This is a genomic window from Streptomyces sp. NPDC004667, assembly GCF_040609475.1.
Classification (GTDB): Bacteria; Actinomycetota; Actinomycetes; order Streptomycetales; family Streptomycetaceae; genus Streptomyces.
Genome location: NZ_JBEXKC010000025.1, coordinates 14,099 through 27,011, shown reverse-complemented (window position 1 = coordinate 27,011; position 12,913 = coordinate 14,099). Strand labels below are relative to the sequence as shown.

At 70.9% G+C, this 12,913-nt stretch carries 12 protein-coding genes; 6 read left to right on the top strand and 6 right to left on the bottom strand.

Annotation, left to right across the window (positions count from 1 at the left end; all coding sequences use genetic code 11):
• Window positions 1–32 precede the first annotated feature (32 nt).
• Window positions 33–1,352 (top strand): MFS transporter, encoded by a 1,320-nt coding sequence (locus tag ABZW32_RS16525; RefSeq protein ID WP_356216215.1) that lies wholly within the window; start codon window positions 33–35, stop codon window positions 1,350–1,352.
• Between the two features lie 58 nt (window positions 1,353–1,410).
• Here the strand turns inward: ABZW32_RS16525 and ABZW32_RS16520 are convergent, their stop codons facing one another.
• Window positions 1,411–2,865, bottom strand: coding sequence for a multicopper oxidase domain-containing protein (locus ABZW32_RS16520; RefSeq protein WP_356216212.1), 1,455 nt, complete (start codon window positions 2,863–2,865; stop codon window positions 1,411–1,413).
• Window positions 2,866–3,834: 969 nt separating this feature from the next.
• Between ABZW32_RS16520 and ABZW32_RS16515 the strand changes: the two genes are divergently transcribed.
• Window positions 3,835–4,410: an HNH endonuclease family protein gene (locus ABZW32_RS16515; protein WP_356216209.1), complete on the top strand. Its 576-nt coding sequence runs from the start codon at window positions 3,835–3,837 to the stop codon at window positions 4,408–4,410.
• Between the two features lie 182 nt (window positions 4,411–4,592).
• Here the strand turns inward: ABZW32_RS16515 and ABZW32_RS16510 are convergent, their stop codons facing one another.
• The gene (locus tag ABZW32_RS16510; protein ID WP_356216206.1) at window positions 4,593–4,841 is read right to left on the bottom strand and encodes a DUF4913 domain-containing protein; all 249 of its coding nucleotides are present in this window, start codon (window positions 4,839–4,841) and stop codon (window positions 4,593–4,595) included.
• A 61-nt stretch (window positions 4,842–4,902) separates the two neighbouring features.
• On the opposite strand from ABZW32_RS16510, the gene ABZW32_RS16505 reads away from it, so the two are divergent.
• Window positions 4,903–5,448, top strand: coding sequence for a TIGR00730 family Rossman fold protein (locus ABZW32_RS16505; protein ID WP_356216203.1), 546 nt, complete (start codon window positions 4,903–4,905; stop codon window positions 5,446–5,448).
• 109 nt (window positions 5,449–5,557) lie between these two features.
• On the opposite strand, the gene ABZW32_RS16500 is transcribed toward ABZW32_RS16505, so the two are convergent.
• Complete coding sequence (locus ABZW32_RS16500; protein ID WP_356216200.1) at window positions 5,558–7,063, bottom strand: MFS transporter; 1,506 nt, start codon at window positions 7,061–7,063, stop codon at window positions 5,558–5,560.
• A 507-nt stretch (window positions 7,064–7,570) separates the two neighbouring features.
• Here ABZW32_RS16500 and ABZW32_RS16495 point away from each other — a divergent pair.
• Window positions 7,571–8,203 (top strand): hypothetical protein, encoded by a 633-nt coding sequence (locus ABZW32_RS16495; protein ID WP_356216197.1) that lies wholly within the window; start codon window positions 7,571–7,573, stop codon window positions 8,201–8,203.
• A 109-nt stretch (window positions 8,204–8,312) separates the two neighbouring features.
• Here the strand turns inward: ABZW32_RS16495 and ABZW32_RS16490 are convergent, their stop codons facing one another.
• The 3 genes from ABZW32_RS16490 to ABZW32_RS16480 form a co-directional block, all read right to left on the bottom strand.
• Complete coding sequence (locus ABZW32_RS16490; RefSeq protein WP_356216194.1) at window positions 8,313–9,032, bottom strand: L,D-transpeptidase family protein; 720 nt, start codon at window positions 9,030–9,032, stop codon at window positions 8,313–8,315.
• A gap of 131 nt (window positions 9,033–9,163) precedes the next feature.
• A complete protein-coding gene (locus tag ABZW32_RS16485; protein WP_356216192.1) occupies window positions 9,164–9,808 on the bottom strand; it encodes a response regulator transcription factor in 645 nt (214 codons plus the stop codon).
• Entirely contained in the window at window positions 9,805–10,992 is a 1,188-nt protein-coding gene (locus ABZW32_RS16480) for a histidine kinase (RefSeq protein ID WP_356216189.1), read from the bottom strand. Before ABZW32_RS16480 ends, ABZW32_RS16485 begins: the two co-directional genes overlap by 4 nt.
• A gap of 200 nt (window positions 10,993–11,192) precedes the next feature.
• Here ABZW32_RS16480 and ABZW32_RS16475 point away from each other — a divergent pair, with 200 nt between their 5' ends.
• Both ABZW32_RS16475 and ABZW32_RS16470 read left to right on the top strand, forming a co-directional pair.
• The gene (locus ABZW32_RS16475) at window positions 11,193–12,098 is read left to right on the top strand and encodes an ABC transporter ATP-binding protein (RefSeq protein WP_356216187.1); all 906 of its coding nucleotides are present in this window, start codon (window positions 11,193–11,195) and stop codon (window positions 12,096–12,098) included.
• A gap of 19 nt (window positions 12,099–12,117) precedes the next feature.
• On the top strand, window positions 12,118–12,912 hold the full coding sequence (locus tag ABZW32_RS16470; protein WP_356216184.1) for an ABC transporter permease: 795 nt from the start codon (window positions 12,118–12,120) through the stop codon (window positions 12,910–12,912).
• Window position 12,913: the final 1 nt, after the last annotated feature.

The window sequence follows — 12,913 nt, the reverse complement described above, 5'->3', positions numbered from 1 at the left end:
CGTACCCCGGGCCGCGTCTCCGGCGGCCACCCGTGAAGCGAGCCCACCGGCCACTCGCCTACGGGGCGGGAAACCTCGGCGTCCAACTGCTCGCGCAGGTCTTCGCGACCTATGTGACGTTCTACTACATCGACCGTCTCGGCGTGGACCCTGCGCTGATCGGCATCGCGATGATGGTCCACGGGGTCGCGAGCGGCATCCTCAACCCCGTCCTCGGGCACGTCTCGGACCGGACCCGGACCCGATGGGGGCGCCGCACCCCCTACATCGGCTTCGGCATGGCACCGCTGACCGCCGTCTCGGCACTGATCTGGATACCCGTCTTCGACGGTGCCACCGCCCGCTTCTGGTACTTCCTGATCACCATCCTGATCCACGACGTACTGTTCGTCGGCGTCGTCCTCAACTACGGCTCGCTCTTCCCCGAGATGTTCCGCACGACCGGGCAACGAGCCGCCGCCGCCCCCGCCCGGCAGGTGTTCGGCATCGTCGGAATGATCGTCGGCGTCGCGGGCGCGCCCGTCGTCCACCAGCGCATCGGCTGGCCCGGCATGGGACTGTGCTTCTCCCTGATCGCCCTGGGCGCCCTCGCCGTCTCCCTGACCGGCAGCATCGAGCAGGGAGACGCGATCGCAACCGGCAAGCACGCCGGACTCGGCGAGGCGCTGCGCCACACCCTCACCAACATGGCCTTCCTGACCTATGTGACCGGCAGCTTCCTGCTCCAGCTCGTCGTCGCGCTCATGCAGGGCAGCATCCCCTTCTTCAGCAAATACGTGCTGCACACGGACGACATCGCCAACACCTACATCCTCGGCACGGTCTTCCTCACCGCCATCCCCGGCGTCTTCGTCTGGGGCAAGGCGCTCGCCCGCTGGGGCGGACGTACCTCGGTCCTCGCCACGACGCTCGTCTACGCCGGCGCCCTCGCCCCCTTCCTGTTCGTGTCCTCACTGGAGGGAGCGCTGATCGCGGCCGCGCTGGCCGGCGTGGCCGTGGCGGGAATGATGGTGCTGCTGGAGGTCCTGCTCGCGGACGTCATCGACGACGACGCCGCACGCCACGGGCGGCGCCGCGAGGGCATGTACATCGGCATGAACGGGTTCGTCGTCCGCTGGTCGGTCTCCCTCCAGGCCGCGATCACCTCCGTCGTCCTCTCCGTCACCGGGTACGGAGCCGGCGCGGCACGCCAGTCCGACGCGGCCATCCGGGGCATGCGCCTCATGCTCGGCGGCATCCCCCTCGGCGTCCTCGCCCTCGCCTTCGGCGCGTTCCTGCTGTATCCGCTGCGACGGCAGCCAACGCTCCCGGTGCAAGCCGCACAGCCGGATCAACCCACTGCCGTGCACTGACCCGGAACCGATCCACGGCCAACGGCAAGGGCCGTTCCGACACCACCCACCACACCCGTCACCGCACGCCGGTCGGCGGGACGTACTGGACGGTTTGCATCATACCGAGGTCTTCGTGGTGGAGCTGGTGGCAGTGGGCGATGGTGCGGCCGGTGAAGTCCTCGTACTTGACGAGGAAGGTGACGGACGGAGTGGACGGGGCGGACGGGCCACCGGCCAGGCCGATGGTGTCGTGCCACACGGGCGGATCGAGCCGTCTGCCGTTCCTGTGGGTGAGGAGGACGGGGTTGGTGTGGAGGTGGAAGGGATGGTTGAAGGCGGGCATGGTCTCGTCGCTGCGGATCGTCCATCGTTCGACGGTGCCCAGGCGCAGGGTGTGGTTGGTGTGGCCGGGGTCGAAGAGGCCGTGGGCGGGGTCGCGGGTGAGGTCGCCGGCGGGGTCGGTAGCGGGGGTGGCGTGGGTGCCCAGCATGCGGAAGGCGTTGGGGAACGCCCCGGTGAAGACGCCGGGGTCGGAGTGGAAGACGATCTCCCGGTCGGTGGCGGGGTTGGCGATGTCCCTCTCGTCGAGGAACGGCTTTCCCGGCGGCAAGGCGGACGGCAGCTCCATCGGCGGGTCGCAGGGTTCTCCCGTCACCTGGAGCGTCATCAGCGGCCCGGGTACCCCGGCCGCCCGCAGCGTGTAGGTGCCGGGTGCACCGCCCCGGACGAGGACATCGGCGCGGTTGCCCATGACCAGTTGCAGTTCGGTGAGGGTGACCGGCTTTGCGAAGGTGACACCGTCCTGGGCGATCTGGTGCACGGGCAGGCTGCCGTGGTCTGCGGTGACGATGAGCTGGAGGGCGGTGAACGCGGTCGCGGCGACCAGCCGCCACCGCTGGACCTCGCCGGGGCGCAGTGTGAGGGTGGGGTTGACCGTGCCGTTGACGGTGAAGGTCGAGGGGACGCCGGTCACCCAGCCGCCCGAGGTGAAGGCGGGGATCCTGCCGTCCTTGGCTTTGAGTTCGCTGATGCAGACGACGATGTCGGCGGCGGCCCTGATCTGGGGGACGTCGTCGACGTCGCCCTCGACGATGATCACTCCGGCCATGCCCCCGACGATCTGTTCGGCTGTGGATCCGTGGAGGTGGGGGTGGTACCAGTAGGTGCCGGCGGGATGGTCGGCCGGGACGTGGACGGTCGTGGTGTACCGGGGCTCGGCGGCGCCGGCGGTGACTTCGTCGTGGGTGCGCGGCGCGAACTCGCGCAGGACGTTGTCGGCGTGCCCGGACGGGGAGACGTGCATCCCGTGGGTGTGCAGGTTGAAGCTGTTGGGGTGGTGCGGCGTGTGCGGGCCGCCGGTGTGGGGCGGGTTGGGCGGCAGGCCGTTGACGTTGGTCAGCCGCAGGGTGTGGCCGGCGCGCAGGCGCAGGGTCGGCCCCGGGATCGTCCCGTTGTAGGTGCGGGTGGTGAGGGGGCCGTAGCCGGGGACCGAGACGGCGGTGAAACGGACGTCGAGAGTCTGGTCGAGCACCGGAGAAACCACGCCCGGCACCGGACGTGAGACGGTCACGGCCGGCTGGGGAAAGGGAGCGGCCGGCGCTGTCGCGTGCCGCCCGGCCGCGGTTCCGCCGAGAACGGCTGTGAGGTTGGCGGGGATGGCCTTGAGCACCGACCGGCGGCTGACACCGCCGCTCTCTCGCATGATCGGGGACTCCGAGTCCATGTTCCGTTTTCTGTCTGGGGTGTGACGGTGTGACGGTGTGACGGTGTGGGGCGGGTGGGCTTCGGCGACGCTGCCGCATGCACAGACCTGCCCGCCGTCCGCAGGGGTACGCGTGATACCACTCGTGCGGCGTACGGGGTTCGTGCGTGCTGCCTCTCCTCCTCGGGCCGGCCTGCGGCCGATGACGGCGAGGAAGCCGGTTCGCGGCTCGTGCACGATGATCTGGACCGGGGTGGGTCTGGGGAGGCCGTATCGATGAGGGTGAGGCGGTGGACGTGATCTGCCTGATCGGGCATGAGGACGCCGCGGTCCAGAAGCCACTGGCAATGAGTTCAGGCGTCGCCGACAGATGAGCGTGCATCCGAGGGCGGGAAGCCTTCGTGAGATGTCGTCGGGTGGCACGGCCCACTCGTGGCCGTACCGGTGCGCAAACTCCAAAGGGGCGTCACCGCCGGGATCCGCGAGTTCCGGGTCGCCTTCGACGTCGATCGCGTGCGTCAACAGCGTCCTGCTGCCGAAGACCGCGTCGGGATCGGAACCGTCGGCCGGCAGGCGGGCCAGGGTCCTGCCGGGCGAATCCGCTGATCTGGCGGAGTGAGACCCCGGCTCGGGCTGCGTCGGTCGTGGCGGCCGGGGCGGTATCACCGGGCAGTGATCAAGAATCTGATGGCACGTGGTCTGCCTGCGCTCGTCCTCGCTGCCCTGCCTTCGCTCACCAACGCTCCCGCCTCCCATGCGGACGCGAGGCTCCGACCGTCCGCAGGCTCCGTCTCCGCCGTGGCTGCGGTCGTTGTGCGGCGGGATCTGCCGGAGGCGCCGCCCGCGTCGGTCGCCCGGACCGAGCTCGCCGCGCTGGCCGTCGACGCCCCGCACTCGATGGCCGGGTACTCGCGGGCGCGGTTCCCGCACTGGGTCCAGCAGGGTCAGCAGTGCGACACCCGGGAAGTGGTCCTGGCCCGGGACGGCCAGGACGTGGTCCGGGATCAGGAGTGCCGCGCGGTGTCGGGCGCGTGGGTCTCCCCGTACGACGACAAGATCCTCACCTCGGCGTCCCAGGTCGACATCGACCACATCGTGCCCCTGGCGAACGCCTGGCGGTCGGGCGCCGACGCCTGGGACACCCCCACCCGCAGGAAGTTCGCCAACGACCTCGAAAACCCGCAGCTGATCGCGGTGTCGGCGGCGTCGAACCGGTCGAAGGGGGATCAGTCCCCGGACCAGTGGAGCCCCCCTTCGCGCGCCTACTGGTGTACGTACTCCCGGGCGTGGACCCACATCAAGCACGTGTACCGGCTGAACGTCACGGCGGCCGAGCGTGACCGGCTCAACGTCATGCTCGACACCTGCGAGTGAGCAAGGACCCCTGAGGCGTCGGCTGCCGACGGACCGTGGCAGCGACGACTTCCAGCGCGGGCCGCTCACCCGATCTGGCGGCCCGCCCGCGGTGTCGTGTGTCCGGGCGTCGCCGTAGGTCCAGCACGTGATGTCTCGCTCCCGGTCATAGAGCGACACGGAGACCATGTTCTTCTTTTCCTTCAGGGATCCTGATATGTCCGCCATCGGCTGGCGCAAAGGGCATGAGTTGCACCGGCAATCGCCCCTTTGGCCTGTGGGCCGTCGCGGTCCGAGCGGCGACTGCGTGTGCCCTCGGGCGAGCAGCCGGCGAACGGCCCCCGCGCGGGGTCCATCAGGATGCGCAGGTGCGGATCGGCGTGCTGGACCCACCACGTGGTCATGCCGAGCATCGACTCAAGACGCAGCCGCTCCCAGGCCAGCCAGAGCACGGAGATACGCGCTCCGGACTCGGGGTGGTCCCACCAGCGCGGGCACCACTACCGTGGCCTCGTGAATGTTTGCGTCTTTCTCTCCGCCGCCGACCTGGACGTGCGCTACACCGAGCCCGCCCGCCGGTTCGCCGAGCTGCTCGGCAGGGCCGGCCACACTCTGGTCTGGGGTGGCTCCGACACCGGTCTGATGAAGGTCGTCGCGGACGGCGTCAGTGACGCGGGCGGAAGGCTCTCGGGGGTTTCGGTCGACTTCCTGGCGGCCAAGGCGCGACCGGTGTCCGCCCCCGACGAGATGGTCGTCACCCGCAGCCTCACCGAGCGCAAGGCCACGCTCATGGAGCGTGCCGACGCGTTCGTGATCATGGTGGGGGGCATGGGAACGCTTGACGAGGCCACCGAGGTCCTGGAGCTGAGGAAGCACGGCAGGACCGGCAAGCCGGTCGTCCTGCTGAACACGGCCGGGTTCTACGACGGCCTCCGCGAGCAGCTGCGCCGCATGGAGGACGAGGGCTTCCTCCCGCTCCCCCTGGCGGAGTTGGTGTTCATCGCCGACGAACCCGCCGACGCGCTCGCCTACCTGGAGCACACCGTCTCCGGCAGCTGATCCGACGAGCGCGACGGGGACCGAGTGGCGTTGCCTGCACGACACCGTCGGCTTCCCTCCTCGACGGGGAAGATGCCGGCCCGGCGGTCCGCGCAGACGGCTCGCCCCTTCAGATGAGCTGGTCTGCCTCGCTGTTCTCCGTCTCGCCGAGGGGGACGTTCCGGAGTACGAGGAAGGCCGCGGTCGCGGCGGCGAGGAGGAGGACCGTGCCCGTCAGAAGGGTCAGTCGGAGGCTGCCGGTGAAGGCTTCCTGTACGGCGGCGGTGGCCGCCGCACCGTGGAGCTGTGCCTCGTGCAGTGCTTCGGTGAGGGTGTCCGTGGCGGAGATCCCGTCGGGGAGTCGGGCCGAGAAGAGCACCGTGCTCAGGGTGCCGAGGGTGGCGATGCCGAGGGCGGCGCCGAGTTCGGTGCTGGTCTCCGCCACGGCCGAGGCCGCGCCCGCCCGCTCCGGCGGGGCCGCGGCGAGCACGATGTCGGTGGCCAGCAGGGCGACGGTCCCGACACCGATGCCGGTCACGGTGGCCCCGGCGACCAGCCAGGCCAGGCCGCTGCCGGCAGCACTGGCGCATGCGCAACCGGCCGCTGCGGTGGCGAGGCCCAGACCGACGACGGTCCCGGGGCGCAGTCGCAGGGCGAGCCTCCCGGCCAGCGTCAGGCCCGCGAGAACACCGGCGACGCCCGGCACCATCCACAGCGCGGCCGCAAGAGCGGTCAGGCCCAGGACGCTCTGCAGGTACTGGGCGGCGAGCAGGGTCAGGCCCATCAGGGCGAACTGGGTGATGCCGTTCGCGAGGATTCCGGTGCTGAACGCACGTCGGCGGAACAGGGCGATGTCGATGAGCGGGTGGGCCAGCCGCAGTTGGCGCACGACGAACGCGGCCCCGGCAGCGGCGCCCACGACGAGTGCGGCAAGCCCTGCGCGTCCGGGCCCGTCGAGCACGGTGAGCTTGGCCCCGTAGACGACGGGGAGGATCGCGGCCATCGACAGGGCGACGCTGATCGGGTCGGTCCGGCCTGCGGCGGGGTCCTTCGCCTCGGGCAGGAGCACGGGGCCCGCCCCCAGCAGCAGGACCGCGACGGCGAGGTTGACCAGGAGCAGCGAGCCCCACCAGAAGTGCGCGAGCAGGATGCCGCCGAGGACCGGTCCGATGACGGACCCGGCCGCGAACGCCGCCGACCACAACCCGATCGCGGTACGCCGCTGTGTCCGGTCGCGGAACATGGTGCTGATCAGCGCGAGGGTGGACGGGGCCAGCATCGCGGCACCGATCCCCATCAGCGCACGGCAGACGATGAGGACCGCCGCGCTGCCGGAGTAGGCGGCTGCTGCCGAGGCGCAGCCGAACAGGACGGCCCCGGCCATGAGCATCCGGCGCCGCCCGAAGCGGTCACCGAGGACCCCCATGGTGATGAGCAGGCCGGCGAGCAGGAACCCGTAGACGTCCAGGATCCACAGCACCTGCGCACTGCTGGGTGCCAGGTCCTGGCTCAGGGCGGGGACCGCGTAGAAGAGGACGCTGATGTCCATCGAAACGAACACGCACGCCGCGACCAGGACCGCGAGACCGGCCCATTGACGCCGGCCGGCCACCGGCGGCACTTGCACTGCGGACACGAAAGGAACTCCTCGGGGAAGACGGGTGCCCGACGCCGGTGCCGATGTCCACGGGGGACGGGCACTGCGGACGGGACGGGGAGGCGGAGGGACCGCCGGGGGCACCGGTGCGTGTGGTCAGCGGACGGACGCCTGGGAAGGTCCGGGCCGAAGACCGGCACGGGCGGGACCAGCCCATGCCTGACGGGCGCCGGAGTATCGCTCGACGGCACCACGTATCAGGACGGACTTCAGGAACGCATGGCGGCCACGATAGCCGGAATCGGACATTTTGGCGAAACCCTTTCCCGCCGCCGCGGCGCCGTGGGCCCGTGCGGCCAAGGGGTCGAACCCGCCGGCCGTGCTCAGCACCCGACGGCACGCCCCCGGGGCTTCGGTCCGGGCGAAGGCCAGACCCTGACCGGTGCCCTCTCTGCTGCCTCCTCGGCCCACGCAGCGAAGGTGGTGCCATCGGACAATCGGATGTCGGGTTCGATGTGCGCAGGTGTGGGACAAGGGAGGATTCCTATGGCGTGGGCCGATCTGTTGGACCGTTACGGCCCGGGCGTGGCTGGCTTCCTGCAGGGAATCGACGACCCGGACCGGGTGGCGCGGGACGATCCGGCAACAATTGTGAACACGGTGTTCCACGGCATCACGAACGGCGGGTTCCGGATGAATGGGCGCCGGACCTTCTACACCGACTACCTGAGCGCGGGGGCCGACGTTCCGTTCGAGGGGGACTGCGGAACTCTGGCCGATGCCTTCCTGGAGATCATGGAGGGCTTGGGCATACAGGCGGAGCAGCATCGGGTGCAGGACTGTATCGTCGCCGTGCCCTGCGGTCTGCCGGCGCTCGGCGCCGTTCACCCGAACGTGGACAACGGGATGTGGTGCTTCCAGGAGCACTACTGGGTGAGCACCTGCGGGCAGGAGTACGACCTCCTGTTCGGAGTCGCGGCCACGTTCCTCACCCTGACCCAGGCGGTGGTGAGTCAGGACGGCTATGGACGAAGGTCCTTCACGAGCGAAGACGGAAGCATCGTGCTCTACCGGGCCCGGGATTCCCACAGCCACCTGTACACCGCGTACGCGGAATGCGCCTGGACGCCTCCCGCCAACGCGCCGCGGTCCAGCGACCCGAGCTGCACGATCCTCTGATCCTGAAGCAGGATGACGGGTGGTTCAAGGTGACCGCCGGATGGTGGCCGGGTTCCGAACGCCGAACTCGTAGGCAGGTCCGGCTCGGTGACGGTGGTGGTCGCCGCGTTCACCGGGCGAGGTCGGCTTCCGTGCCCATCGCGACAACGGGGTGGTCGGCGGGGTCGAGGCGGCGCAGCAGGTCCCGCATGTGGTCGGCGGTGACGGAGACGCAGCCCTGGGTGGGGGCGCCCGCGTCGACGTGCAGCCAGATTCCTCCGCCCTTCGCGGTTCCGAGCGGCTTGGTGTTGTCCAGAGGAGAGGTACCCGGTCGGCGGTTGTAGTTGACGGCTATGACGTAGCCGAACGAGTCCCGCATGCTCTTGCCCGCGAAGGAGCGGTCGGTTCGGAAGGAGGAGCTCGCATCGTAGGGGAGGCTCGTGCCGGGGTCGGGCAGCCAACCGCCCGCGTCCGTCAGCCCGTACACGCCGGAGGGGGAACGCAGATCGTTCAGCCGGTGGCTGTGCGTCCAACCCGCCAGGCCATTGTGTGCGGGCCACGGGCCCGCGGTACGGGTCCAGCCCGAGGCTCCGTGTTCGTAGAGGGAGAGGGCGGACCGATCCGAGTCGGCGGAGGCTCCTGTCACGACGATCACCTGGCGGGACCCGGCCGGGACCAGCGCCCGTGTGCCCGCTCCCAGCCCTGGGATGCCCTCGTCCGCGGTGACCGCTCTGGCTGCACGCGGTGCCGGGGCGGAGGAGTCCGTCGCCGCCCAGGCCGCGGACGGACTTCCCAGCAGCGCAGCCGCCATCACGGACACGGTGGCGACACAGGTTCTCAGGCGCGTCATTCTCATTCCCCATGGCGACGACGGGTAAGGAACACGCCCCAACATAAAGGTCGTTCGGGCCGTACTGGGTCACCCGATCAGTGGACCGCGCGGGGGAAACGAACGGTGGTGCGGGTGGTTGTGGCCGGGGTTCACATGGTGTTGGCCTGGTGGGCGAGGACGGCGATCTGGACGCGGTTGGTGACGCCGAGCTTCACCATGATCTGACTGACGTGGGCCTTGACGGTGGCCTCGCTGACATGGAGGCTGCGGGCGGCCTCCGCGTTGGACATGCCCTCGGCCACGGCTGCGATCACGTCCCGTTCCCTGGGCGTGAGGGCGGCGAGCCGGCGTCGGGCTTCCGACCGGGCGGTCGACCCCTGGGTGAAGTGGTCGATCAGGTTCCTGGTGACCCGAGGGGCGAGGATGGCGTTCCCCTCGGCGACGGTGTGGACGGCGGCGATGAGCTCGCGAGGCGGGGTGTCCTTGAAGAGGAACCCGGCGGCGCCGTCGCGCAGGGCGGTGTGGACGTACTCGTCGCGGTCGAAGGTGGTCAGGACCAGTACGCGCGGGGCACCGGGCCGGCTGCTCAGCTGCCGGGTGGCCGCGAGGCCGTCGAGGTGGGGCATGCGGATGTCCATCAGGACGACGTCCGGGTGGTGTGCGCGGACCTGGGCGAGGGCTTCGTTGCCGTCGCTCCCCTCGGCGATCACCTCGATGTCGGGATCGGACTGCAGGATCATCCTGAGCCCCGTGCGGACCAGGGCCTCGTCGTCGACGATCAGGACTTTGATCATGCTGCGGCCTCCCGTGCGTGCGGATCCGTGCTCTTCGTCGGCAGTGTGGCGGTGACCAGGAATCCGCCGTCGCCCTGCGGCTCGGCGGTGAAGGCGCCGCCCAGGAGTTCGACGCGTTCCCTCATGTTGAGGAGGCCGTGGCCTCCGCGGGGGAAGTCCGCGGTGACCGGTTCCACGGGCCGGGCGTTGCGGACGCTGATGTCCAGGGCGTCGCTGCGGTGGCGGAGCCGGATGGTGGTGCGGGCCCGCGGCGCGTGTTTGTGGATGTTGGTCAGTGCCTCCTGGACGACGCGGTAGGCGGTGCGCTCGACGGTGACGGGCGGCTCGTGGGGGGTCCCCTCGATGGTGAGGCGGATCTTCACGCCTGCCTCCCGGGAGGAGCGGACGAGGGCGTCGAGCTGTTGCAGGGTGGGCTGGGGGGCCAGCGCGGTGTCCTCCCGGGTGTGGAGGAGGCCGAGGATCGTTCGCAGCTCCTGCAGGGCTTCGCGGCCGTTCTCCCGGATGAGGGCGGCCGGTGTGGTGACTGCCGGGTCGGTGGCGGTGACCTCCAGGGCTCCGGCATGCAGGACCATGAGGCTGACCCGGTGCGCGACGACGTCGTGCATCTCACCGGCGATGCGGGAGCGTTCGGCGGTGCGGGCGGCGGCGATCGCTGCTTCGTGGGTCTCCCGCGCCCGGGCGATCTGGTGGCGCAGGCTGTCCAGCAGGCTGCGGCGGGCGCGGAGCCACAGGCCGATGGTGAGGGGCAGGGCTCCGGTGACGAGGGTCCAGAAGGCCGTGTTGAGGGCCGCGAGGTGCAGGGGGTCGGGCATCAGGACGCGGCTGCCCATGGCCGCCAGGGCGACCATGGTGAGGGCGGCGATGCGGCGCCGTGTCGCCGGGGGGTGGCGTCCGAGGTTGTACATGGCCAGTGAGGCCACCCAGACATCACCCAGCAGCATCCAGCACGCCACTCCTGCCGCCACCATCCGCACCGGGTGCCGCACGCGGGTCACGACGGCCCACGCGGCTGCCGCCGCGACGAGCTGCGGCAGGGGCGTCAGCGCCGAGGTGCCGGAGGGGGCGAAGCCGTCGCCCCCGATGACGCCCATGAGCGTGTACGCGAGCCCGGACAGGGCCAGGACGGTCAGGAGTGTCTCGGCGGACGCGAGACCCCTCCACCGGCGCTGGGTCGCGGACGGCACGGTCCGCTCCTGCCCGCTCATGGTTCCAGGCCGCGGACCGGCATGCCCCGGTTCCTCACACCAGAGGCGCAGGAGCCCCCCTCCTTTCGTCGGGGGCGCCGTAGCGGAACCTCCGATGCCCGGGGCAGGGGGAGGGCGTGAGTATCGGTGGGGACGGGCGGAACCGCCCTTCCCCACCTCACGGAACAGGTAGCCCTCCCATGATCGAAGCCACCGCCCTGACCAAGTCCTACGGCGGGAGGACGGTGGTCGATCACCTGTCGTTCCAGGCCCGGCCAGGGGTGGTGACGGGTTTCCTCGGCCCCAACGGCGCGGGGAAGTCGACCACCATGCGCATGATCATGGGCCTGGACCGGCCCACTTCCGGATCGGCGACCGTCAACGGCCGCCGCTACGAGGCGCTGGCCGCCCCGATGCGGGAGATCGGCGCCCTGCTGGATGCCAAGGCCCTCTACGCGCCGCGGCGCGCCGCCGACCACCTGTGGTGCCTGGCCCGCGCCAACGGGATCGGCCGGCGCCGGGTCACCGAGGTCCTGGAGATGGTCGGTCTGCAGGACGCGGGCCGGCGCCGGGCGGGCGGGTTCTCCCTCGGTATGGGCCAGCGGCTGGGTCTCGCCGGCGCGCTGCTGGGCGACCCGCCGGTCCTCATGCTCGACGAGCCGGTCAACGGCCTGGATCCCGAGGGCATCATCTGGATCCGGACCCTCCTGCGGTCCCTCGCCGCCGAGGGCCGCACGGTACTGCTGTCCAGCCATCTGATGAGCGAGATGGAGCACACGGCGGACCATCTCGTCGTGATCGGCCAGGGTCGCCTCATCGCCGCCATGAGCATGCAGGAACTCATCGACAGCAGCTCGCGCACGTGCGTCCGCGTCCGGGCCGTCGAACCCGAGCGGCTCGCCGCCCTGTTGGCCCGGACCGGTGCCGGTGTCGAGCAGGAGGCGGACGGCCTGCTCTCGGTCACCGGCCTGGACACCGGTCAGGTCTCCGACATCGCCGCCCACGGCGGGATCGCCCTGCGGGAACTGGCCGCCCACCGTTCCAGCCTCGAAGAGGCCTATCTCGAACTCACCCAGCACACCACCACCGCGTCCGCCGCGGCCTGACGAGGGGACCTCACACACCATGACCGCCGACACCACCACGATCTCCTCCGCCGCCCGACCGCGCACGACCACCCCGAAGCCGGCTACCGTCCTCGACGCCGTGGCCAGCGAATGGATCAAGATCCGTACCCACCGCGGAGTCCTGCTCGCCCTCCTCATCGGGATCGCCGTGACCGTGCTGGCGGGTGCGAACAACTCCTCGGCGAACGCCCGGAACATCCGGGGAGGCGGTGACGCCCCCGGTGACCTGACCTCGATCACCCAGTTCGGCATGCACTTCGGTGTGATCGCCTTCGCCGTCGCCGGCGCGCTGGCCATGACCTCCGAGTACAGCAGCGGAATGATCCGCACCTCGCTCACGGCCGTCCCCTCCCGGGGCCGCCTCCTGACGGCCAAGGCCACCGCCTTCACCGCCGTCGCCCTGGTCGCGGGCCTGATCGCCTCCGCCGCCTCCCTCGCCATCGGCAGCTCCATCCTGTCCGGGGCCGGAGCCCACCTGAGCCCGGGTGATCCCGGCGTACTGCGCGCCGTCGTCGGCGGTGGACTGTTCCTGGCCACCTCCGGGCTGCTGGCCCTCGGCCTCGGCGCCCTCCTGCGCAACCCCGTCGCCACCGTGGGCGGCATCTTCGCCCTCTGGGCCCTCCCGATGGTCCTCGGCTCCGCACCGGGCGAGGGGGTGGCCCCCTTCGAGGCGGGCAGCGCGGTCACCCTCGCCGACGGCGCGAGCGCCTGGAACGGCTACCTGACGCTCCTCGCCTGGACGGCGGCCCTGGCGGCCGGGGCCTACGCGGGACTGAAGCGGCGGGACGCCTGAC

Bases quoted from the DNA above. Each gene is read 5' to 3' on its own strand.
- ABZW32_RS16485 (WP_356216192.1), bottom strand. From the start codon at position 9,808: ATGATCAAAGTCCTGATCGTCGACGACGAGGCCCTGGTCCGCACGGGG.
- ABZW32_RS16470 (WP_356216184.1), top strand. From the start codon at position 12,118: ATGACCGCCGACACCACCACGATCTCCTCCGCCGCCCGACCGCGCACG.
- ABZW32_RS16495 (WP_356216197.1), top strand. From the start codon at position 7,571: ATGGCGTGGGCCGATCTGTTGGACCGTTACGGCCCGGGCGTGGCTGGC.
- ABZW32_RS16475 (WP_356216187.1), top strand. From the start codon at position 11,193: ATGATCGAAGCCACCGCCCTGACCAAGTCCTACGGCGGGAGGACGGTG.
- ABZW32_RS16490 (WP_356216194.1), bottom strand. From the start codon at position 9,032: ATGACGCGCCTGAGAACCTGTGTCGCCACCGTGTCCGTGATGGCGGCT.